Here is a 22856-nt window from a genome sequence, read left to right on the forward strand (position 1 = left end):
AGCACTACCTCGTAGTGCTCAGATCAGCTTAGTATTCCATTTTACGATAGTATCTTCTAAGCGTTAATGGATGGTTTCTCTCCCGCTCCATATAGACGCTAATACGACTGAGTACAGACCAGTTGATACTAACGGCAAAATGCTTTCTGAACTCTTCACTGATCCCTTCCATCGTGAAGTCCTTCGTATCTATCACGGTCAGCTGTTTTGTAATTTTCTCAGCAAATCTCTCTACGCGGTCCGTCAGAGGTCTTGTCTCATCTTCACCTTTCAAGAGAATGACACTAGTGTCCTCAACCACTAGCTCAAGCGTACCGTGAAAGAATTCTGCCGCATGAATTGACTTCGCATGAATCCACTGCATCTCTTCAAGTACACACATAGCGTAACAGTAAGTATTCCCCCACAAGTTACCGGAGCCCACCATCATGTGGTAGTCGGTATCTTTATGCTTGATCGCAAATTCCTCCGCTTTCGGGTCAAAGGTCTTCACCGCATCCAGAATGGCGCGTGGCAGCAGGGCAACTTCCTTGGTGAACTGCTCATATTGAGGGAACTCGTTGTTGTTGTACATAAAGCGGAACACGACCATATACAGGAGCATGAAGAACGTGTCGAAGGAGTGCTTTTCAGAGCCTGTTGTGATGCAATAATCTACAATTTGGGTTAACGGCGTGTTCGGCTCAGCTACCAAGGCAAAGGTCGTCGCTCCCCGTTCCTTACAGAACTCGGCAGCCGCAACGGTCTCCTGGGTGGTCCCGGATACAGAGGTGAAAATGCATACCGAATCTTTAGTAAAATGTCTGTTGTTCATGACCATGAATTCAGAGGCAATCTCCGCGTGCACATCAATGGTTGAACTCGATTTCAAAATATACTCATAAGGGTACATCATGGCGATGGTACCGCCCGCACCAATCAGGAAAATATTGCTGTAGCCTTTCTTGGTAATTCCATCTACAATCTCTTCAATTTGTCCCCGGTAGGCCAGTCCCTCTTGTTCCACAAGCTTAAGGAATAACTGTTCATCAAAATTCAACATATACGTTCCCTCCCTATACTGGAGTGCTTGGACTCCAATATCATCCATTTTATTTGTTATGTCTTGTATTATAATATCGAGTTACAATTAATACAAATTCAATTTTCTTCAGCTGTAAGTTTAGGCGACGATATTGCCGCTGCTGTTGCTGTTTTTGGAGCCATATTTCCTCTCCCAGTAGTAGTACACGGGCAGACCTGTGGCGATGACAATCCCCGCGGCAATCATGCCCTGCACTGGAGCCCAAGTAAAGGTTCCCCATGCAAGCCAGCCCGCTCCAGCAATAGCCAGGATCGTCGTGATTCTCCATACCGGCATGCGATAGATCGGATTGTAGTCCTCTCTCTTCCGGCATTTATAGACTGCAGCAAAGTCCAGAATGTTAATGACCAGCTGGATGAGTGTAAAGTAACCCAGCAATTCCGTTAAATTGCTGAAGAACACAAGAATACAGGCAAAGGTAACCTGAGCAAGAATGGAGAAGCTTGGTGTTTCGAATTTGGGATGGACCTTCGCAAAGCGCTGGAAGAACAGCCCATCCTTCGCCATGGCATACTCCAGGCGAGGCTGAAACATAATGCAGGAGCTCAAAGAACCCAGGATGACGATAATCGCCGTAACAGCCACAAAGGATGAGGCCATGCCCGAGAGTCCAGGGATATATTTGACGGCATCGGAGACAGCGGAGCTGGAGCCCATCAATTTATCAAACGGCATCAAACCAGTGACACAAACGGCAAGCAGTGTATATAGGCCGAGTACAATCAATACCGAACTAATTAGTGCCTTCGGGAGAACCTTCCCTGGATTTTTGAATTCTCCAGCCATAAAGCAGATGGCCGCCATTCCCGTGTAAGCCCACGTTGTAGCAGATACTCCGCCGATTAAGCTTGAGCTTGCCGCGCCGGCCGCAGGCGTATAGCTGAAGTTGTCAAAGTTCATGTACATGAATCCCAGGACAATCACGATGATGAAAGGAATGATCTTCACCGCTGTAATAATAACCTGGAAGCTCCCGCCTGCCTTTACACTTCGGTAATGGATCGCCGTGATGATCAAGATGATCGCTACTCCCAGCAGCTTGCCGGCGATCCCGGCGAAGAACGGGAAGAAGCTTGCCGTGTAAGCGACGATGGCTAAAGCCATAATCGAGATGGACGGCGGGTCCAGCGCCCAGAACGTGGCCCATCCGTACAGAAAGGCCAGGGGTCTCCAGCCCGCTTTATTCAGGTAAACGTAACCGCTTCCATTTTGCGGGTAAGCCGTCGACAATTCGGCGAGTACCATGACCTGCGGAATCGCAATAACTCCACCGATAATCCAGGCCAGAATTGAAATCGAAGGAATACCCGCAGCTTTTGCAACATCCCCGGAAGAGACGAAGATTCCGGAGCCTATCGTAGTTCCAACAGCGATGGCCAGGGCCGACCAGAAGCCCAATTTTCGTGTAAGTGAGCCATTACTACTCATAGCGAGTTCCTCCAAATCAAGATGATAGGACTTGCAATTTCCTTATTTTCCTGATGGATTCCATAAGTGCTTCGTGCGGGTTCTGATAGTAATGAAATCCCATAATCTCCAGGGTACAAGCCCCCTTATAATTATGCCGCTGCAGATCTTCTAGATACTTCCGCCAGTCCAGCACCCCATCATCCAGGGCGAGATGCGCATCCGACTTCCCGTCTCCATCAATCAGATGGAAATGGCACATTTCGGGGAGGGTCTGGAGATAATCCTCCGGGGTCTCCCCCGCCAGCTGCATGGCCACCGTGTCAATCATTCCTTTTAACGGCGGGGACCCTACTTCCTCAAGCATCTGCTTAACTCCTTTGGAATCAACAATTAGATTCGACTCGAACCGGGTTAGCGGCTCTAAGGCAATCGTCAGGCCTTCCTGCTGCGCCACCTTGCATACCTGGTGAATGGAGTCGCTCGCATATTTCCAGGATTCCTCTTGGGATACGGCGAAGTCTCCTATTCCGGAGGTCATCAGCATCATATCCGTCTCAAGCTCTAGCGCAGCGTACAGATTCTCAATGAAATAATCGACACTCTTCTTCCGCAAGTCCGGGTCTGAAGCCGCAATGTTGTAAGGATACACGCACTGTTCAGGTGTGTAACAGACCACCTTGATATTACGGGACCTTAACTGCTTCCTGATCTCCCTCAAGTTGCCAAGGACATTGCGGTAGACGTATAGATGAGGCTCACCTGCCCATAGCTCGATATGGTCAATCTCCAATCGGGTCATCGATTCCAGAAAGTGCTGGAATGGAAAATGCCTATACGTAATATTCATGCCCGCAAGCTTCAGCTGCTTCACCCCCCTCTCTTGAAAGCGTTTTTATATTTGTTATGCTTTGTATTATAACTAGTAGTTACAAAGATTTCAATCCCTATTTTGAAAAAATAAAAAACAAACTGAACGAGCGATGAATTCGCACGTCCAGCTTGCTTAAGGGGTGGATGCGGACTCTCAAAGACCGGAGTTAACGTACCGTTCGGCAGAATGAGTACCTTTAGATCGGCATTGCCAGATACCGCCATCACCGTCCTGGCCTCCGTGGCAATCCAAATGATGTACTAATTTAACCATTGATTTTGGGTACGATCATTGTCACAATAGGATAACAGTCAGTTATTACGGAGCTGTAACTTTTTAAGGCAGGCAAAGACCTGAGGAGAGTCATGTTCGACCATTCTTAACAAGAAGGGTCGATACTTGATCCAAAGGTCTCTTTATGTTTTATAGTAATGCCCAGCAGGTCGGATATATTGTTGGAGCAAATCATTGCTGCTGGACAAAATGGTTGGGAGGCGCTGCAATGTCCGAGGAAAGTATTCCCCCGGAGCAGGATATAATGGCCGCGAAGAAGACCCGCGGCTCCGCGAGGGAATTGGCTGTACGTCTGATTGAGCTGTCCGGAGGCACCAGCAATGTCTTGGAAGCCGTTCACTGCACAACGCGGCTTCGTCTTAGATTGCGGGATAACTCCCGGGTGGATGAAGCCGGCCTCTCCGGCATAGAGGAGGTTCAGGGCCTATTCTTCCGGACTGAACAGCTGCAAATCATACTGGGATCGGCGAGCGTCTTCAAGGTACATCGGCAGGTTGTCCGCATCCTTCAGGAAAGCGTGCCAACTCAGCAGCGAGAAGAACTTGGCCCTCCTGTGTCTGCTGAACCGCTTAACCAGGACAGTACCACCAGGTCCGTCCGAACGTTGTTGTCTTTGTTACCGGGAGTCCGAACATGCAGACCCTCGATGCCGCCAGAGGACAACGGTGATTCGCAGTCTAAGGAGAAGCGAGGCGTAGTAAAACCATTTGTCGATGCGGTCAGCTTCTTTTCCGATATCGTCGTGCCCATGATTCCGCTCTTTGTCGGGGTTGGCCTGCTGCTCGGCTTGCTCAGCATGATGGAGGTTTTCGGCTGGGCATCCGAGAACAGTGTCTTGTTCCGCACCTTGTCCTTGTTGACCAGGTCGGCTTTTCAGATCTTGGCGGTCATGTTTGGTTATCATACGGCCAAGAGATTTGGAGGCACCCCGTCCCTCGGCGCCGCAATCGGCATTGTTATGACCCATCCCGATCTTCTGCGGGTTACCGGATTCGGCGGGGCACCGATAAGCACTGCAAATTCACTGGTCACTCCGCAATTCGGATACCAAGGCACCGTGATTCCCACTATTCTCGCTGTATTACTGATGACGCTAATCGAAAAGGGGCTGCGCCGGATTCTTCCGCCGTCGATTTCTGTTATGCTGATCCCCTTTCTAAGCCTTGCCTTTGGGGGGACCCTTGCTATTCTGGTCATTGGACCGCTCACCTATGAACTTGGCAGCTCCCTCAGCAGCATGCTGGACATCGTGTTCAAACATGGCGGGACGATTTTTGGACTGCTGCTTGGCGGAATCTACAGTTCTATCGTTGTGAGCGGGCTGCATCACGGAATTCAGGCCGTTGAGATCGGACTGATTACCAATCCGGACATTAGCGTCAATTTCCTGCTCCCTATCTGGTCCATGGCAAATATCGCGCAGGGTGCAGCCGGACTGGCTGTGTATGCCAGAACCCGGGACAAGGCTCTGAGGAGAATAGCGCTGCCCGCCTCAATCACCGCCTTTTTCGGGATTACCGAACCTGTCACTTTTGGCGTCAACCTGAAGCTTGGCCGCCCTTTCTTGGGCGCTGCAGCAGGAGGAGCCGCTGGAGGGGCTTATGTAGCCTTCCATCAGGTGGCAGCGGATTCGTTCGGTCTGACCGGGGTTCCGATGATCGCTTTTATTGTCCAGCTCGGGCAGATGAATCTTGTCCATTATTTAATTGGTTTCCTGCTGGCAGCTGTAACAGCCTTTATAGTTACCTGGATCCTTGGTGTTGACCGGCCGTCTGCCTTAGGAACAATACAGCATAGGAGAATGACATGAAAATCAAAAAAATTCTGAACAACAACGCGGTTGTAGCAAACGACCTCGGGGAGGAAAAGATTGTCATGGGTTCCGGTATTGCTTTTCAGAAGGGGAAGAACGATATTATCGATCCTTCCCTCATCGAGAAAGTGTTCATTATGGAAGATCCGGATCAATATGGTCATTTGCAGGAAATGCTGCGGACACTGCCCGAAGAAGAGATTGCCGCATCGGAGCAAATTATCTCTTACGCAGAACATGAACTGGAAGTGACGTTCAATGAACATGTGCACATTGCGCTCACGGATCACCTCTCATTTGCTTTGGAGCGGATCAATAAAGGAACGATGATCCAGAACACGCTGCTGGATGAAATTCGGATTTTGTACCCGAAAGAGTTCCAGATTGGGCTGCATGCCAAAAGCATCATTCGCAAAACTTTGCAGATTGATATTCCTGAAGACGAAGTGGGGTACATTGCCATGCACATCCATACCGCCTGGAAAAATGCCGGTGTCCGCGGGGCGAGTGCGGAAATGGCGGCCATGATTCGGGATATTGCCGAAGGTGTGGAAGAGGCCGCCGGTATTACACTAGAACGGAGTTCTGCCAACTACGAGCGTCTGGTAACCCAGCTTGAAAATACTCTGCGATCCGATGAAACCGGCAAGCTGCTGAGCGAACTGAACCCTGAAATCGTACGAATTGCCAAGGAGCGTTATGCCCAGGCCTACTTGCAGGCCAAAGAGATCGGCGATCAGGTCGAAGAGGATTACGGTTATACGTTAATCGACAGCCAGCTGGTATTTATCGCTATGGAGATCAACCGGATAAGCACCCGGTCGAAGGATGGGAATAAATTGTAACCCAAGATTACAGGTCTATAGACCCTTGATCTCATTTAGAAATAACGAATTATGCCCGAATCAGCCTACAACAAAACAGGAATTTCAGTCTATAGCCATTATCCGTTACAAAATTATAGAATTAACGCGACAACAAAATATGTCGGGATTGTTACTGTTAAGCAGGCAAGACCTAAAAATCCGTTTGGGAATCGATACTTCACGTGTCCCTCATCGGTATTTTTAGGTCTTTTTTCTGTTTAATAGAAAAATTTGAGCCAGAAAAGGAGACAAGAAGTATGAATATCAGAAAATTTGTAAGAAGAGCAGCAGCAGTAACCTTTACTACAGCTTTAATTGCAGGTGGCGGGACTTCAGCTTTTGCCAAAGAAAAGGATAGTCAGGATTATAAAGAAAGCTATGGCTTCTCCCATATTACCCGCTCTGACATGTTGAAAATACCGGGACAACAACTGAGCCAGCAGTTTCAGGCTCCTTCATTTGATGCATCCACAATCAAAAATATCCCTTCTGCAAAAGGTGTAGACCAGTGGGGCAATCCTATCGACATTGATGTCTGGGACAGCTGGCCGCTTCAGAATGCGGACGGTACAGTTGCCAACTATCATGGCTACCATATCGTATTTGCCCTGGCTGGAGATCCAAAGAGAGGATGGGACACGTTCATCTACATGTTCTATCAAAAAGTGGGCGACACCTCCATTGATAGCTGGAAGAACGCCGGCAGAGTATTTAAGGATAACGATAAGAATGTTCCAAACGATCCGATCTTGAACAAACAAGCTGAAGAGTGGTCTGGTTCTGCAACCTTGACGAAGAGTGGGGATGTCCGCTTGTTTTATACCAATCGCCAAGGCTGGGACCCGGAACACGGATTCTTCGGAAAGCAAACGTTAACGACAGCTCAAGTGAATTTGTCAAAGCCAGATGCAGATACGCTGAAAGTAGATGGCGTGGAAGATTTCAAATCGATCTTTGACGGGGACGGCAAGACCTACCAGAATGTAGACCAGGCCTTCGGTGGAGGCGATTATGCGGATAACCACACCTTAAGAGATCCTCACTATGTTGAAGACAACGGCCATAAATATCTTGTATTTGAATCGAATACCGGAACGGAAACAGGCTATCAAGGAGAAGCTTCCCTGAACAACAGATCCTACTATGGAGGAAGCAACGTCTTCTTCCAGTCTGAGAGAAACAAACTGTTGTCCAGTCCCAAGAAATCTCTAGCTACATTAGCGAATGGTTCACTGGGCATTATTGAATTGAATGATGACTACTCGCTAAAGAAAGTAATGAAGCCGCTCATTGCCTCCAATACCGTAACAGATGAAATCGAACGGGCCAACATATTTAAAATGGATGGTAAATGGTATCTATTCACCGACTCCCGAGGCTCCAAAATGACGATTGATGGCATCGGCGACAATGACGTATACATGCTGGGTTATGTAGCGGATTCATTGACCGGCCCTTATAAACCATTGAACAAAAGTGGACTGGTACTGCACATGGGTCTGGATCCTAAGGATCTTACCTGGACTTACTCTCACTTTGCTGTCCCTCAGGCGGAAGGAAATAATGTGGTGATCACAAGCTATATGACGAACAGAGGCTTGTTCGCCGACCACCACTCTACTTTCGCGCCAAGCTTCCTGGTGAACATTAAGGGATCGAAAACTTCGGTTGTCAAAGACAGCATTCTTGAACAAGGACAATTAACCGTCAAGTAACCACTTGAGCACCAATAATAGAGCACCTCGGCGGCCTTTCCTTATATGCATCATGGGACTTAGCTTGATCATCATGATAGGATTAGCGGCTTACTATTCTGGAAAGAGCGGTACTGAGGGGGCTGCTAACTCCCTTCCACACCAGACCTACCGAGCGAGCTATCATTTCACAACGCCCGATAAGTGGAAGAACGATCCTCAAAGGCCGATCTACTTGGATGGGACATACCATTACTATTATCTTTATAACCGGGATTATCCGACCGGAAATGGTACCGAGTGGCGGCATGCGACATCCTCAGATTTCGTGCATTGGAAAGACGAGGGAATCGCCATTCCCAAGTATACGAATCCTAATGGCGATCCCTGGTCAGGGTCGGTTGTTGTAGATGAGGCTGGAACGGCGGGTTTTGGAAAAGGAGCTCTTATCGCGATTGTGACGCAGCCCACTGCTGGCGGCAAACAGCAGGAACAATATTTATGGTATAGTACCGACCGCGGATATACATTTAAAGCTTATGGCAAGGCTCCCGTTCTGCATAATCCAGGGACGACTGATTTTAGAGATCCAAAAGTGATTTGGGATCAAATATCCCGCAAATGGATTATGGTCTTGGCAGAAGGCACGAAAGTAGGCTTTTATGAGTCTCATAACTTAAAAACCTGGCGCTATATGAGCGGCTTCATAACGAAAAACATCGGACTCGTGGAATGTCCTGATCTTTATCTGATGCATGCGGACGACGGAACCTACAAATGGGTGCTAGGCGTCAGTGCCAATGGCAAATTATCAGGAAAACCTAACACCTATGCCTACTGGACGGGAGACTTTAACGGAACGAAATTTCTTCCCGATTTAGAGGAACCACAGTGGCTGGATTATGGCTTTGATTGGTACGCTGCCGTAACATTTGAAGATGGAACAAGCCGTGACAAAGCCCAACATCGATACGCTTTAGCTTGGATGAATAACTGGGATTATTCCGGCAATACTCCAACGCGGCGAGAAGGATTCAACGGAATGGATTCGGTTGTTCGCCAAATTGAGCTGAGACGAGCAGGCAAGGGCAGATATCATCTCGCCTCTGAGCCTCTTGAAGCCTTAACTCAGACGTCGAAGGCTGCTGCTGCCTATGAGCAGCTCACGCTGAATGGATCTAGAACACTTCCTTTCACAGGGAATTCATACGAGCTTAACGCCGATATCACTTGGTCTGAGATCAAGAATGTGGGACTTAGGCTTCGAGAATCAGCGGATTCAAGACGTCATGTGGATGTCGGGGTTTTTGTAAAAGGCGGATACACTTATGTCAATCGGGCATACACAGGAAATCCCGACAAGACCGGGAAATATCTGGAGAGCAGGGCCCCCTTTGATGTAAGTAAGAAGAAGGTTCACTTGAAGATTCTTGTCGATACAACGAGCGTTGAAGTCTTTATTGATGATGGTTCCGTCGTTTATTCCAATGTCATTTTCCCGGAATTAAACGATCAAGGGATTACTCTCTTCTCAGACGGCGGCACCGCAATATTCAGCCATGTTGTGATCAAGCGCTACTAATAAGGTTGCTTAGCATTCACCCGTTTCCATTTCAATTGGAAGCGGGTGTTTTCTGAGAATTTTACTATCCATTTGATCCTTCCATCAAATAAAATATCTAAATATTAAGGAAGGGAGCTAATCTTGTTAGCTCCCTTGTGCAACAAACTATCAAAATTTAACGTCTAATCATAAAATACCAAAATAGGGGTGATTTGTAAGAAATGAAATTGAAAAAATGGATATCGTTTATGATCATTTTCGCATTTGTGTTATGCACAACTAATAGCAGCTACGCGGCAAGTCCGAAGGGAACAATACCGATCATCCTAAAAATGAATGATTACTATGTTGCCTATACTTATCCTAAAGTGCCTTATATTGATAGGCAAAATCGGCTCATGTTACCTTTAAGAGCAGCAGGCGAGCTGTTGGGTGCATCCGTTACGTATGACCCTGCATCACGCTCTGCTGTAATTACACAGAATGATAACCTTGTTAAAATTCAAGTAGGGAGCCATATAGCCGTTGTAAATGGAGAAAAAGTAGAAATGGACACGCAGCCTGTAATGGAAAAGGGATATATGATCATTCCGGCACGCATCTTGTTCGATGCGTTTGCCTACAAGGTCACCCTGAATCACCATGTGGTCACGCTTAAGGATGACCGGATGCTGCGCCAGGGCCTGCTGAAATATCTTTTAGACGATGACCGTGTAGCCATATCTAGAACGTTAAATCAGGTTGCGTTCGAGCCCTTGTATTACACACTCAGCACGTCCATTAGCAAGAACATGACCCATTTCAACTTTGATTTTACAGCCCGAAATATCACAGGAACCGATATCCCGCAAGGGGAAGAGAATTTATCTACGATGATTTATTTTGATGAAGGCGGCTTATTTGATATTCCCTATACCTCGGTGGACATTAAGGATAGAAGCAGACCTGCCGTGAAGAAAGACGCCATCTTCAGCAGGCATATTGAAGATAGCGGCCATGTTCTGACCACCAAGCCCAATATGCTGCGCTATATTCTGATATCCGGAAGAACGATAACCCCAGACAACTAGTTGCATCACACAAAGAGACCTGAAGCTTACGCGCTATAGAGCGTGGGAGTTTCAGGTCTTCTGCTAGATACTAGCTCGAAATGAGTATGTATCTGGCCGGCTGGCCGAATAGCGGTGCTCTAATTCAGGACGGAGAATCCGTATTTAACGAAGACATCCAGCGCTTCTTTTGACTGCAAATACGTGTAAAAGTCTTCGGCCTCTTTCCTATGCTGCGTCGCCTTTACAACTCCGATAGGATACTCAATCCGCTTATACGTTGTCGGATCTACCGTAAAGGCGACTTTTACCTTATGTGAGGACAGGGCGTCGCTCTGATAGACGAAACCCACATCTGCATTTCCCGTTTCTACATATTGAAGAACTTGTCTTACGTCTTTGCCTTGGACCATCTTGGACTGGAGTGAATCCCACAGCTTCAAGCTGGTGAGCGCTTCCTTGGCATAGCCTCCTGCAGGCACACTTTCGGGTATGCCTATGGCCACAGTCCTCACATCGTCCCTCGTCAAGTCCGCCGCCTTCGTGACCTTCGCTTTCCCATCTGTGGATACAACAGCAACAAGCTCGTTACTGAGCAATTTCTTTTGCTGACTGGCATCGACTAACTGCTCATCGACCAGTGCCTTCATATTCTTCGCCGCAGCGGAAAGGAATAAGTCGACGGGTGCCCCCTGCTCAATTTGATGCTGTAATGCGCCAGATGCGCCAAAGTTAAAGTTCAATTTGATACCAGGATGGTTAGGTTCGTATGCCTTCTGGATGTCCTTAAGAGCACTCGTCATACTGGCTGCCGCCGACACAATGAGTTCAACCGTCTCCGCCGGTTTGGAAGTTGAGGCCCCTGTCCTCTGGCCTTGTCTATCCATGCTGCTGGTGGCAGCCTTGTTCTGCACCGCACCACAGCCTGCCAATGCGACCATTAAAGCCATGATGATGGACAACCTCACACACATCTTCACTTGTTTAAACATGGTTCCCCTCCAAAATAATACTCAACAAAATAAAATTATTGTAATTGGCAATCTTCTGTTTCTAATTATACCTAATTATATTTACTTATAATTAATAACATTTAACAATTGAGCAAACAACGCGGTGTCAGGACTTGGGAATGCCCTTGGCCCTTATGATATAATTAGGCTCGAACACTAAGCGACTTATGCAGCTAGCTGGGAGGGTCTTGATATGTCCACCGACATGTCCTATACAACCGAGGAAATCGCCAAACTATTGAAAATATCCAAGCTCACTGTCTATGATCTGATTAAAAAAGGGGAGTTGACCTCTTACCGGGTCGGCAAGCAAATGCGGGTAGACGCTTCTGAGCTTGAAGCTTACAAGCAACGGGCAAGAATGGTCCCGGCAGCAGACAGCTATGTCCCCTTGCATCCTCAGGCATCAGGTTCCGCCGGTCCGACTGGCTCCGTGGTAATCACCGGCCATGATATTGGACTTGATATATTGGCCAAGTATATGGAGAAGAAGATTCCCGGAATTCGCCCTCTGCGTTCTTTTGTAGGCAGCCTGGACAGTTTAATTTCGATGTACAAAGGTGAAGCCGATATCGTCAGCACCCATTTGTTAGATGGAGACACCGGCGAGTACAACATCCCTTATATCCGGAAGATCCTCGTGGGTTCATCCTATATAGTCGTCAACCTGCTTATCAGAAATGCAGGGCTGTATGTCCAGCGGGGAAATCCGCACGGGCTTACGACATGGGCAGATTTGGGCCGTTCAGGACTTCGGCTCGTGAACCGGGAAAAGGGCTCTGGTGCCAGAGTATTGCTGGAAGAACAGCTCCGCATACACGGAATCAAGCCAGGCCAGCTTGCCGGATATGGCAATGAACAGACCAATCATCTTGGTGTGGCCGCGCAAATTGCCTCGGGCGAAGCGGACGTAGGCGTAGGTATCGAGAAAACAGCTTCTATTGTCGGACAAATTGAGTTCATTCCGTTGACCCAGGAAAGATATGACCTTGTCATGCTCAAAACTCCCGGCAATCAGCTTTGGATTCCTTCTCTACTGCAAATATTACAGTCCGATAGCTTCAAGAAGGAGCTTCAGGCCATATCAGGCTACGATCTGTCCCGTACCGGTGAAATCCTATTTGAGACCTAAATCTTCACCAAATAGTTCATTTAAATATGTTTAGTTATAAATAGATATATTTAGTTATAAACAATATGTATTGGATTCCGAATGATTTCAATACAATACCTCGTAAATTCAAAAACCTCTTCACATAGGAAGAGGTTTTTGAATTTATCATACCATTCATCTTTTGTTTCTTCTTCTGCAGGGCTTGTATCATTGAGGTGATTCCCTCCTGGAATGGCGTTGCCACTACAGGTCCGATGAATCTCTGATTCTTGTCACGACTTAGAGTCAGGGGCTCTTCGGTCAAATAAAGCATCTCAACGACTTCCTTCATGACGGGAATCCATGTTATTAGTGATTGATCAATCATTAATTTAAATTTAATTACAAATTATTTTCTTTCCAACAGAAATATCCATATGTTAAGCTTTAGATACCGATCGGTATCTTTTTTTCATAAAGTATGCCCCTTACCCTGATTTCGAGCCAGTAATATTGGACTATTCCCCAAAATGAGGAGGAAAATGGCTATGCTATTGAATGAGACCCTGGAAGAAGCCAAAAAGAAATTTGTGGCCAAAACGCCAAAGGATGTTCACGAGGAAATGTTTCGCATGATTCGTGAGCAGCAGGAATCTGGAATCGTATATGGCCTACAGGAGCGACAACAGGCCAAAGACTTTACCTTGAAGAATTCCGCTGGCACCTCTGTAAATTTATTCGAACAGCTATCCCAAGGTCCTGTGGTGTTAACGTTCTATCGCGGAGGCTGGTGCCCCTTCTGCAACCTACAGCTTCGGGCTTACCAGAACATACTGCCGCAGATTGAAGAGCTGGGCGGTCAATTGATTGCCATTAGTCCGCAGTCTCCGGATCATACACTCTCCCAGCAGGAGAAGGAACAGCTTAGCTTCCAGGTCCTCAGCGATCCAAATGGGCACGTAGCCGCATCGTATCAGGTGCTATTTGAGCTTCCGCCATATATTCAGGAGATTACAGCGAACCGGATAGGCGTGAACCTGATAGAATACAATGCTGCTGAAAAGTGGATCCTTCCTATTCCCTCAACCTTCATCATTGACGCAGCGGGCGTTGTCCGGTTCGCCTATGTTAACCCCGATTTCATGCAGCGGCTGGAACCTCAGGAACTATTGGAACAATTAAGAATGGACTGAATGGTTGCCTGCTAGTTCTGCTTTTCGCTTTGCTGCTTAATAAAGGCGAAAGAGTTCGCTGCTAACACGAACCCTTTCGCCCTGCTCAATCACACCCGCCGCCCACAGATAACCAGCACACCTTATGCTCTCAATCTACCGCCCCGGCACGTTGCCGGTCAAGCAAAACCCAATCCTTTATTTGGGTAGCAACAATGGGAGAATCCGTAGTTGACGTGTCAATAATCGGCTAGCCAATCCATGTCATACACATTGTAACTAGTTCCTAGAAAATCCCTAACTAATAGGCCATTCCCGAACCCCGGTTCCCTGATTCTAGCCCGTGGCATTCTTGAAATTGCGGGAGCAACTCTCATAGGTGTTAGCTACTAACAACCGATTCCAAGCACATCAAAAAAGCGAACCACGACGACCGATCGTGGTTCGCTTTTTTGGTTCTGCGAGCAGCTGCACTCTCAGAGCAGGCTGGTTGACGTCAGCCTGCCTCTTGCAACCTGCGGCCCTAGGGCCACAGAGTAATTCCCACATGTTATTTTCGCATGTGATTCCCACTTGGCTTACCGCAAGCTGTTGCCGAATTGCATACCAAATACCTTATCGAATGGCTCACTCAGGGTTTGCCACATGCTCCTACTCAATGCTTTTCTTCGTGGCCTTGTACATATTCGCTACATGGTCGTCCACTTCATCCCGGGACATGCGCAGGCGACTAACCGAGCTTCCATAGCCGATTTCCAGGTTCCCCTCCTCTAATCCTTTGAAAATCCCATCCGCAAAAGCATCCAGAGGTTCTCCTTGCGTATGCAGCCCAGCACCGCCCAAGTCCGTATTCACGGCTGGAGGTGCAACCTCAATGACCTTTACAGAAGTCTCGGACAGCTGGTGTCTCAGACTCACTGTAAAGGAATGAAGTGCCGCCTTGGTTGCTGAATATATAGGAGCAATAACGAGCGGAGTAAAGGCTAACCCAGAGGTCACGTTAATGATCGTCGCCTCCTCTTTGGCTGCAAAGAAGGGAGCGAACAGCATGGAGAGGTGGATGGGTACTTCCATATTCGTGGTGATTTCTTTATTGAAATAACTCCAATTTTCCTTCGCATCCGCCTTGAGAACATTGAAGCGCTGCTGGATTCCTGCATTGTTCACCAACACATTGACTTCCGGATAATTCGCTGTGACCCAGTCGAATAATGCTGCGCGCTCAGACTCGACACTCAAGTCACTTACCCGAGTAATAAGGCCCGGGAATTGCTCCTTTGCCTGCTGAAGTGCTTGTTCACGACGTCCGCAAATGATTACCTGATTACCGGCATTTAGGAAGCGCTCGGCAAAGGCAAGTCCTATTCCCGTGCTTCCGCCGGTGATCAGTACGGTATTCTGAGAAAGTTTCATGACTATCCCTCTTTCCATGATTATGACTTTACTTGTTCCTATTCTTTCCTGAAAGTGCAAGCAGTATCGATAATATAATGAAACAATTTGAATATGGATAAACACGTATTAAATAATTTAATCAGCTTCTTCTATTCCACAAGTTCAGGAAGCATTTCTGAGCAGAATCAATAACTTAGATATAAATAATTTATGTGTTGACCATATACTGTTTATGCCATATACTTTGTATAAATTACAGTTTAAACCATAAACAGTAAGGAGTGGTTTTTAATGATTCATGCAAACTCAACCCCCGTCAAGCTTGCAGGCCGCAAGGAATGGATCGCGCTATGCGTGCTGTGCCTTCCTTTGATGGTTGTATCGATGGACGTCTCCGTCCTTTTCTTCGCTGCGCCGGACATTGCTGCAGATCTACGTCCTACCGCGACTGAGCAGTTATGGATATTTGACATCTACGGGTTCATCCTCGCTGGTCTGCTGCTGACCATGGGAGTGATTGGTGACCGAATCGGACGCCGCCAGCTGTTAATGATGGGCTCTGTGGGATTTGCCCTGTGTTCGCTGTTCGCCGCATTCGCCCAGACTGCCGGATCCCTGATTCTAGCCCGCGGCATTCTTGGAATTGCGGGAGCAACCCTCATGCCGTCAACGTTGGCCCTCGTTCGCACGATGTTTCAAGACCCTAACCAGCGAACCAAAGCCATGTCAATATGGAGTGCCGTCATGGCCAGCGGCGTCACAATCGGGCCGATTATTGGCGGCCTGCTCATTGAGTCCTTCTCCTGGGGATCCGTGTTCCTGATTAACATCCCCGCTATGGCGCTGCTGCTCATTATCGCCCCTTTCCTACTCCCCGAGTCCCGCAGTGCGGTTCGCACCCGGATTGACCTTCTCAGCTCTCTTCTTGCTCTCGCCGCCATCCTGCCCATTACTTACGGAGTCAAAACCCTGGCCGAAAACGGTTGGGCCACACTTCCAACTGTTATACTCGCGGCCGGTCTTGCCGCCGGACTTGTGTTCGTGCGTCGGCAGTGGACTATTCCTAACCCTCTAATTGATCTCCATGCGCTGATGGATCGGCGCACTGGGGGGTCGATCTTCATTAATCTGATCGCAACGTTTGCCCTTATGGCCAGCGCACTGGTCAATACCCAATTCCTCCAGTCGGTCCTTGGGTACTCCCCGTTCACCGCCGCCCTGTGGAGCATGCTGCCTTCCGTTCTCGTCGGAGCAGCGGCGCCGATCGCCGCCAAGCTGTCCCTCTCGCACGGAAGACCGCGCATCATGGCCGGGGGCTTCCTGTTGTCGGCGATCGGGTTCCTCGTCCTAACCCAGGTAAGGCTAGAAGGCTTCTCCCCCCTGACCGTCATGCTGGTCGGAGCCGGCCTGGTCGCGGCCGGGATCGTGTCCGTCATGACCCTCGTCACCGATTATGTCGTGGGTGTAGCCCCGTCGGATCGGGCGGGAGCAGTAGGCGGACTCATTGAAACCTCCAGCGAGCTTGGAGGCGCCTTCGGAATCGCGTTGCTCGGCTGTGTCCTCACAGCGGTCTACCATCACAGTGTATCGCCGCTTCTGCCCAAGAGCCTCTCACCAGAAGCGGCTCTAACAGCTGGTCAGACTATTGCCGGCGCGTCCGCAGCAGCGCAGCAGCTGCCCGCCGTGCTATCATCGCAGGTTATGACTGCATCCCGGGAAGCCTTCATAACCGCCATGCACACTACCAGCCTGGCAGCCGCCGTCCTTGTGCTGATTACCTCAGTAATCACGATAGTGATGCTTCGTGACAAGAAAAATGTCACCCGCACCGCCTAACCAGACAATAGAACAGAAATAGGCTGTTTTTAAAGGTCAATGACCTTTAAAAACAGCCTATTATTACGTAACTACCTTCATTAGTACCTTCATTTGCCGGTTCTACCGGTCTGTATCCGATCCAAATACTGCTCAATTCCGTCCAGAATCCGTTGAAGCCCGAATTCAACATCATCGCCGACACCGCTCTCACTTTCATTCTCTCCGGTATAGGCACCGGACATGATGACCGGATGCAGATTCGGATATTGCTCCGGCTTGATCAGTGCCTTGAGCGCAGCCGAGTAATGAAGCCCACTGAACGCCTCCACGCTGGAACCGGCCTGAACGGCACGGTTAATGTCCCGCTGCAGCATTCCGCTGGATCGGGCGTAGCCGCTCAGCAGCAGCACTATGGACATTTTCTCGTAATCATTCAACGGCAGATCCCGCAAAGGCCGAAGCGCCCAATCCACGATGCGCAGATTATTAGGTCCCATGGGTATACTCGAAATCGGGATGTCTCCAAACCAAGGGTGCTTGCTAAAAATATGGATTGTCCCCATCACGTAGTCCCGCAGACTCTCCCGCCACTCGTGTGGGGGCCTCTCTGGCGGCACCGGAATATCGCACGCCGCATCCTGCATAAGGAGCAGCAAATCCTCCTTGCTCGGAATATAGCGATAGAGAGACATTGCAGTAAAGCCGAACTCCGATGCGACCCTACTCATCGAGACGGCCTCCAGTCCATGCTTGTCCGCGATGTCGATGGCTTTCGCTACGATCTGGTCTATGCTCATCTCCCGCTTTGGGCCGCGCTGAGGCGGCTTCACAAGCCCCCAACTAAGCGCTGCGCCGGCCGGAAGCAGCTTCCCCAATTCGGCTTCTTCCGGTGTAATATCCTTGTTAGCCATCCGCTCAAACCTCCCTGTTGCATGAAGCTGGCCTATGAAAATATGGCTCAGCATAGCCCGCTTATAAAATGCTTATATAATAAACAGTATATCACAATTAAGATCCATCAGACAAAGCAGCAGATACTGGTCAAGCGATCGATGTCGGCGGCTTAGAGGACAAATCAAAAGGCACCCCATTAAGAGTGCCTTTGATTTACAGAATGTTTGTGACCACCTTATTAAAGCCTGATTCAGATAGAAACCCCACACCGCACAGGTAAGCTATTCTCCGCCCCTCGCGGATGGGACATGCTGCGCTTCTTAAGCCTGTGCACCCATGCCACTCTCCGGAGCGGACACCGGCTTCACGAGCGCTTTCTTCTCCCAGGCCCGGCTTCTCCAGCGAAGCAGCATCAGGATACCGCGCAGCCATTCATCCACTGCAAACGCGATCCATACCCCAAGCAGTCCGATCCCGAGGTGTACGCCCAGGAAGTAAGCCAGCGGCACCGAGACTCCCCACATAGAGATTACGCCCATCAGCACGGGAAAACGCGCATCCCCGGCGGCGCGCAGCGAATTGATAATGACAATATTGAAGGTCCGGCCCGGCTCAAGCACGATGGACAGCAGAAAAATACCCGCTCCAGTTGCAATGATATCAGGGTTCTTCGTGAACATACCGATCATTTCATGCCGGAATATCGCTGCTATGCTGACAACAGCGAGCGTCAGAATGAAGCTGATCTTCACGCTTCTCATGAGTCTCTGGTAAGCCGCCTTCATCTCTCCGGCGCCAACCATTTGGCCGATTAGGATCTCGGTACCCGCCCCGATCGCCATCGCAAACGCCATGAAGTAATTCGACACATTCATGACATAGACATGAGTGTTCAGTGCCGTGGGCCCGATTAAATTGACAAAGCTCATAATCATGAGATACTGCGAGTGCCAGGAGAGATGCTCGCCCGCAGCAGGCAGGCCGACGCCCATAATCTGCTTCACATACGGACCGTTCGAAGTAACATAATCTTTACGGCGAATCGGCGCAGGAACCCTGCGATACAAAATGACGAACAGAACAACGATACCGAGCAAGCGGCAACGACCGTCGAGATGGCCGCTCCCGTTATCCCCCATTCCGGGAAGCCCCAGTTACCGAAGATAAGCAGGTAATTCCCTGTTATATGAATCAAATTGACCCCTAATGTCACGTACATCACGCTCTTCGTGTGTCCGCTCGACCGGATAACAGATGATACCGCGTAGGAGAGCGCCTCGATCCAAATAAAGCCGCCAATAATTTTTAAATAATGACTGGCCATTCCTACCTGTTCGGGACTGAGTTTCATCAGCCGCAGAAGTGGTTCTCCGAAATTAACGAGCACGACACTGACCATGATCCCGAAGATCAGGTTAATCGTAATGGCGAGCGCAGAGATGCGGCTGGCTTCCTTCTCCCGGCCGGCACCGATGTATTGGGAGACCGCGACGCTCGTACCGATGCCAACAAAGCCAAACATCAGAATACAGAAGAAAATAATTTCGTTGGCTAACCCTACCGCCCCTGTCGCTTTGTCGGAAATGCGGCTTAACATAAATACGTCCACCGTACCCAGCATCATCCTAAGTACGGAATCGACGAATATGGGCCATGTGACAGCAAAAAGACTAAGTTTTCTCCATGATGGAATGCGATCTGATATGGTCACGTTGTGTATGCTCCTATTATGCCTATTTGCTTTCGCTTTCCCTAGTGTAGCGCTCGTGGGCCAAATCGTCTATGAGGCTTGCGATGATATTGATGCCTCTTAGTTGTTATGGAGACCGTCAATAAGCAGAGGCGTCTTATTCCAGCTGCTTTACAATCACTGCCTCTCTCAGACTCACTAGGCCATTCTTTGTGGGATGGCCTTTCGCTTTTAAATATGATATGGACTAGCAAACTCAAGAATCTCATCGACAGCCTGCTGATATCCGCCTGATCTCTGGAAGGATTCCTTCATACTTGCAGCGGCCTTTTTGTAAGAGGGGAGACTTAACACATGATCTACGGTCTCGCGCAGCTCATTTGCAGTCAAGCTTGGCATTTGCAGTTGGGTGCCTGCTCCGATACTAGCGACTTGCCTCGCAATGACCGGCTGATCCGCGCTTAGCGGGATTACAATGAGCGGAACCCCGTAATAGAGGCCCTCATGAGCACTGTTCATCCCTCCATGTGTAATAAATAACTTGGCGTATTGCAGGACATCGGTCTGCGGAACGTAATTTTTGACGATGAAGTTATCAGGAATCTCCCCTAAATCAGAAGTCTGCACCTTATCTCCAATAGACATGACCACCGTATGCTCTGTGTTCCCCAGTGCCTCCATGCACAGCTTATAGAAATCAGTGGCTTGGTTGAGGACTGTGCCCAGTGAGATATAAATTGGGTACTTCCCCTTGATTGCGGTAAGGTCGAAGTGATCGCCATTTAATCTTGTAGAGATAGATGGGCCCACAAATTTATAAGTTTGGTCGAACACTTCTTCATGGGGTTGGAACTCCCTTGTTGTATACACGAGAGTAAGCGGCGCCGGATTGCAGAACACCTCGTATGGAGAATGGATCTGTACCCCGTATTTCTCCTCTACCATGACCCTTAGGATCTGAAATCTATCCTTTATTGGCTTAACTATTTCTATTGGGGCTTCTATAAAAGACCGTTCCAGCGTTCTATCGAAGGATACGGTTGTATGCGCAAAGGAAGTACAAGAGTTGACTGCAGGAAGCTTAAGGATCTGAGCAATTAGATGCCCACAGCCAAACATTGAGTCATGAATGATGTAATCAAAATGCTCATCCTTGATCTGTTCAAGCACGCTAGGTATGACGACATCAGCCGTAAGCAGCAGGCCATTAACCCTTTCGAGCAGATAATTCCTTCCTCCTGAGATGAAGGCTTTAATGAACCTTTGATCGTCAAAGGTACGAACGATAGCGCCCGTCCTCTCCATCCGCTTCCGAAAAGCCTCTATGCAGAAGTACACGACCTCTTCTCCACGTGCAATTAACTCCTGCAAAACCCCAATAGTAGGATTAATATGTCCCTCTGAGCCACCATTAATAAACAAAACACGCGCCATTTATACCACTCCTTAGCGTTGGGTCTCCATTTTCGTTCTCCGTTACGAAAGTTAGTTTTGGATCAAATTACTTTATTTCATACACTCGTATCTTCATACTTCCGGCACCACCCTCTTCGGTTCCTGTAAGAAGACAGAGGTTGCCTCTTTCATTGGTGAATTCTTGAAATACCAATCCCTTAAGCCGATGGCGCGAGATGTCATTCAAATGCGTATCTAGTAATACAATACTGCTAACTCCCGTGAGTACAACAGCTCTTCCATGTGAATCTACGGTCAAAAAGGTAGAGTCCTCCTCCCACTTCCTACGGGAGAGAATAAGGAATGACTCCGTATCAATCACGAGAAACTCCTTATCATATAAGTGCACAAATAGTTTATGATTTTTAGAATCTAACACTACAGAAAAAATACTCCTGCTCTCTAAATCTAACTCTCTAATCAATTCCATCTGTTCGGTGAGAACGAAGATCTTCATACCCGGTCCGTTAGCAGTCATCGCACTGCAGCAATAGAAGGTTCTTCCTATTTCATCAAATAAAAATCTCCCTTTTCGATCATGATAACCTTCATAATTTAAACGTAATGATGCTACAACCTGCCCGCTGCGATTTAATTTCATGAGCTCCGAGGATTGACCAGAAGAGTCAATTTTGCATGAATATATCGCATTATTATTGTAATAAGGAAACCCAGGGAATGGGATCTTCCATTTGTTCTTAAAATCCGGCCCATATTCACCCAGCCATGTCCTGTGATTGTCAATGGCTAGAAAGCTGCCTTCCTCAAGTATGTAGACTGGACTAGCTTCCATACCACTCCAGGGAAAGGGGTATTGGGATAGCATTTGCCCATCATAATCAAACAAATAATATTGTCTTCTGAGAAGACTGAAGTAAGAGAGATAACTATTGGCAGCCATTAGAAGGCCACCTCCTCTTCGGTGTTGGAAGGAGCTTACGTCAAACATAGGTTCTAAAGTACCGTTTGGAATAAAGGTATAGATCAGCTCCTGCTTGTAGGAATCAGTACTTCTATCATATGGAGGAATGCCGATGAGATATTTATGATCACCTAATATATCAATCATGGCTCCCTCAAATTCTTCAAGAAGATGTGCCTTTGTTTGATTCTTAATACGATTTCTCTTACTTGCTTCTTTAATATATTCCTCAATTATGGTTAGGTCACGTTGACAATGATACTCCTTTACCGAATCATCTATTAGCATCATCTTGTGATCTATCGAAATTGTAACACCTAAGAAATGCTGGAGTAGTTCTATCTTTTTCCCTAAGTCCTCACAAGCGAGTATCGCTTTTAAATACTTATCTTCGCTTAAATCAAAACCTAACTCCTCAATAAATACTTTCGATTTTCCAGGTTTCCTTGGTAGGCCATATCCCTCACCACCAGTGATATGACTTGTCATTGTTTTCCCGTTTCTGTATATAGACATCCTTAGCACATCATCATCGTGATATTCAACAGACATGACACTTTGGGTGATAGCCTTTGATAATTTCTTTGCCACCTTTTCAATGTCTCCGACTTGGAAGTGCTCACTTATGATGGTAGTCCATCCATCTGAGAAAGACCCTGCAGTACTACCCGGTAATATTTTTTCTATTTCACGAATTGAGTTTGATCTAATTTGCAGGTTAACGAATGATGTGCCCATATCTTTCATAACTCCCCTAAT

The 22856-nt window shown here is 48.0% G+C and carries 16 protein-coding genes and 2 pseudogenes; 8 read left to right on the forward strand and 10 right to left on the reverse strand.

What is annotated here, in order from left to right:
- Positions 1–28: 28 nt before the first annotated feature.
- From EJP77_RS08045 to EJP77_RS08055, 3 genes are all read right to left on the reverse strand, one after another.
- The gene (locus EJP77_RS08045; RefSeq protein WP_127198699.1) at positions 29–1042 is read right to left on the reverse strand and encodes an SIS domain-containing protein; all 1014 of its coding nucleotides are present in this window, start codon (positions 1040–1042) and stop codon (positions 29–31) included.
- A 120-nt stretch (positions 1043–1162) separates the two neighbouring features.
- Complete coding sequence (locus EJP77_RS08050) at positions 1163–2512, reverse strand: amino acid permease (RefSeq protein WP_127198700.1); 1350 nt, start codon at positions 2510–2512, stop codon at positions 1163–1165.
- Positions 2513–2528: 16 nt separating this feature from the next.
- Positions 2529–3356 carry a sugar phosphate isomerase/epimerase family protein gene (locus EJP77_RS08055; RefSeq protein WP_127198910.1) on the reverse strand — a complete coding sequence of 276 codons (828 nt, stop codon included), beginning with the start codon at positions 3354–3356 and terminating at the stop codon, positions 2529–2531.
- A gap of 511 nt (positions 3357–3867) precedes the next feature.
- On the opposite strand from EJP77_RS08055, the gene EJP77_RS08060 reads away from it, so the two are divergent.
- From EJP77_RS08060 to EJP77_RS08080, 5 genes are all read left to right on the forward strand, one after another.
- Entirely contained in the window at positions 3868–5469 is a 1602-nt protein-coding gene (locus EJP77_RS08060; protein WP_185897241.1) for a PTS transporter subunit EIIC, read from the forward strand.
- On the forward strand, positions 5466–6317 hold the full coding sequence (locus EJP77_RS08065) for a PRD domain-containing protein (protein ID WP_127198702.1): 852 nt from the start codon (positions 5466–5468) through the stop codon (positions 6315–6317). Before EJP77_RS08060 ends, EJP77_RS08065 begins: the two co-directional genes overlap by 4 nt.
- Before the next feature lie 278 nt (positions 6318–6595).
- Positions 6596–8053: a glycoside hydrolase family 68 protein gene (locus tag EJP77_RS08070; protein ID WP_127198703.1), complete on the forward strand. Its 1458-nt coding sequence runs from the start codon at positions 6596–6598 to the stop codon at positions 8051–8053.
- A gap of 73 nt (positions 8054–8126) precedes the next feature.
- Positions 8127–9614, forward strand: a complete 1488-nt coding sequence (locus EJP77_RS08075; RefSeq protein ID WP_246021825.1) for a glycoside hydrolase family 32 protein — start codon at positions 8127–8129, stop codon at positions 9612–9614.
- Between the two features lie 203 nt (positions 9615–9817).
- A complete protein-coding gene (locus EJP77_RS08080; protein WP_127198704.1) occupies positions 9818–10666 on the forward strand; it encodes a copper amine oxidase N-terminal domain-containing protein in 849 nt (282 codons plus the stop codon).
- A gap of 119 nt (positions 10667–10785) precedes the next feature.
- On the opposite strand, the gene modA is transcribed toward EJP77_RS08080, so the two are convergent.
- The gene (gene modA / locus EJP77_RS08085) at positions 10786–11637 is read right to left on the reverse strand and encodes a molybdate ABC transporter substrate-binding protein (protein ID WP_127198705.1); all 852 of its coding nucleotides are present in this window, start codon (positions 11635–11637) and stop codon (positions 10786–10788) included.
- Between the two features lie 214 nt (positions 11638–11851).
- Here modA and EJP77_RS08090 point away from each other — a divergent pair, with 214 nt between their 5' ends.
- Positions 11852–12790, forward strand: coding sequence for a helix-turn-helix transcriptional regulator (locus EJP77_RS08090; RefSeq protein ID WP_127198706.1), 939 nt, complete (start codon positions 11852–11854; stop codon positions 12788–12790).
- A 169-nt stretch (positions 12791–12959) separates the two neighbouring features.
- Here EJP77_RS08090 and EJP77_RS21075 read toward each other — a convergent pair.
- Positions 12960–13115 (reverse strand): annotated as a pseudogene (locus tag EJP77_RS21075) (epimerase); the annotation flags it as partial.
- A 184-nt stretch (positions 13116–13299) separates the two neighbouring features.
- Between EJP77_RS21075 and EJP77_RS08100 the strand changes: the two are divergent.
- Positions 13300–13944, forward strand: a complete 645-nt coding sequence (locus EJP77_RS08100) for a peroxiredoxin-like family protein (protein ID WP_127198707.1) — start codon at positions 13300–13302, stop codon at positions 13942–13944.
- 630 nt (positions 13945–14574) lie between these two features.
- On the opposite strand, the gene EJP77_RS08105 is transcribed toward EJP77_RS08100, so the two are convergent.
- Positions 14575–15336, reverse strand: a complete 762-nt coding sequence (locus tag EJP77_RS08105; protein WP_127198708.1) for an SDR family oxidoreductase — start codon at positions 15334–15336, stop codon at positions 14575–14577.
- A 273-nt stretch (positions 15337–15609) separates the two neighbouring features.
- Here EJP77_RS08105 and EJP77_RS08110 point away from each other — a divergent pair, with 273 nt between their 5' ends.
- Positions 15610–17154, forward strand: coding sequence for an MFS transporter (locus tag EJP77_RS08110; protein ID WP_127198709.1), 1545 nt, complete (start codon positions 15610–15612; stop codon positions 17152–17154).
- An 89-nt stretch (positions 17155–17243) separates the two neighbouring features.
- Here the strand turns inward: EJP77_RS08110 and EJP77_RS08115 are convergent, their stop codons facing one another.
- The 4 genes and pseudogenes from EJP77_RS08115 to EJP77_RS08130 form a co-directional block, all read right to left on the reverse strand.
- Positions 17244–18047, reverse strand: a complete 804-nt coding sequence (locus EJP77_RS08115) for a TetR/AcrR family transcriptional regulator (protein WP_127198710.1) — start codon at positions 18045–18047, stop codon at positions 17244–17246.
- 303 nt (positions 18048–18350) lie between these two features.
- Positions 18351–19741 (reverse strand): annotated as a pseudogene (locus tag EJP77_RS08120) (MATE family efflux transporter).
- A 210-nt stretch (positions 19742–19951) separates the two neighbouring features.
- The gene (locus EJP77_RS08125) at positions 19952–21154 is read right to left on the reverse strand and encodes a macrolide family glycosyltransferase (protein WP_127198711.1); all 1203 of its coding nucleotides are present in this window, start codon (positions 21152–21154) and stop codon (positions 19952–19954) included.
- 67 nt (positions 21155–21221) lie between these two features.
- Positions 21222–22835 carry a hypothetical protein gene (locus EJP77_RS08130; protein ID WP_127198712.1) on the reverse strand — a complete coding sequence of 538 codons (1614 nt, stop codon included), beginning with the start codon at positions 22833–22835 and terminating at the stop codon, positions 21222–21224.
- Positions 22836–22856: the final 21 nt, after the last annotated feature.

Source organism: Paenibacillus zeisoli (genome assembly GCF_003994465.1).
GTDB lineage: Bacteria > Bacillota > Bacilli > Paenibacillales > Paenibacillaceae > Fontibacillus > Fontibacillus zeisoli.

Bases quoted from the DNA above. Each gene is read 5' to 3' on its own strand.
- EJP77_RS08045 (WP_127198699.1), bottom strand. From the start codon at position 1,042: ATGTTGAATTTTGATGAACAGTTATTCCTTAAGCTTGTGGAACAAGAG.
- EJP77_RS08125 (WP_127198711.1), bottom strand. From the start codon at position 21,154: ATGGCGCGTGTTTTGTTTATTAATGGTGGCTCAGAGGGACATATTAAT.
- EJP77_RS08105 (WP_127198708.1), bottom strand. From the start codon at position 15,336: ATGAAACTTTCTCAGAATACCGTACTGATCACCGGCGGAAGCACGGGA.
- EJP77_RS08050 (WP_127198700.1), bottom strand. From the start codon at position 2,512: ATGAGTAGTAATGGCTCACTTACACGAAAATTGGGCTTCTGGTCGGCC.
- EJP77_RS08100 (WP_127198707.1), top strand. From the start codon at position 13,300: ATGCTATTGAATGAGACCCTGGAAGAAGCCAAAAAGAAATTTGTGGCC.
- EJP77_RS08080 (WP_127198704.1), top strand. From the start codon at position 9,818: ATGAAATTGAAAAAATGGATATCGTTTATGATCATTTTCGCATTTGTG.
- EJP77_RS08070 (WP_127198703.1), top strand. From the start codon at position 6,596: ATGAATATCAGAAAATTTGTAAGAAGAGCAGCAGCAGTAACCTTTACT.
- EJP77_RS08060 (WP_185897241.1), top strand. From the start codon at position 3,868: ATGTCCGAGGAAAGTATTCCCCCGGAGCAGGATATAATGGCCGCGAAG.
- EJP77_RS08090 (WP_127198706.1), top strand. From the start codon at position 11,852: ATGTCCACCGACATGTCCTATACAACCGAGGAAATCGCCAAACTATTG.
- EJP77_RS08065 (WP_127198702.1), top strand. From the start codon at position 5,466: ATGAAAATCAAAAAAATTCTGAACAACAACGCGGTTGTAGCAAACGAC.
- EJP77_RS08075 (WP_246021825.1), top strand. From the start codon at position 8,127: ATGATAGGATTAGCGGCTTACTATTCTGGAAAGAGCGGTACTGAGGGG.
- EJP77_RS08115 (WP_127198710.1), bottom strand. From the start codon at position 18,047: ATGGCTAACAAGGATATTACACCGGAAGAAGCCGAATTGGGGAAGCTG.
- EJP77_RS08110 (WP_127198709.1), top strand. From the start codon at position 15,610: ATGATTCATGCAAACTCAACCCCCGTCAAGCTTGCAGGCCGCAAGGAA.
- modA (WP_127198705.1), bottom strand. From the start codon at position 11,637: ATGTTTAAACAAGTGAAGATGTGTGTGAGGTTGTCCATCATCATGGCT.
- EJP77_RS08130 (WP_127198712.1), bottom strand. From the start codon at position 22,835: ATGGGCACATCATTCGTTAACCTGCAAATTAGATCAAACTCAATTCGT.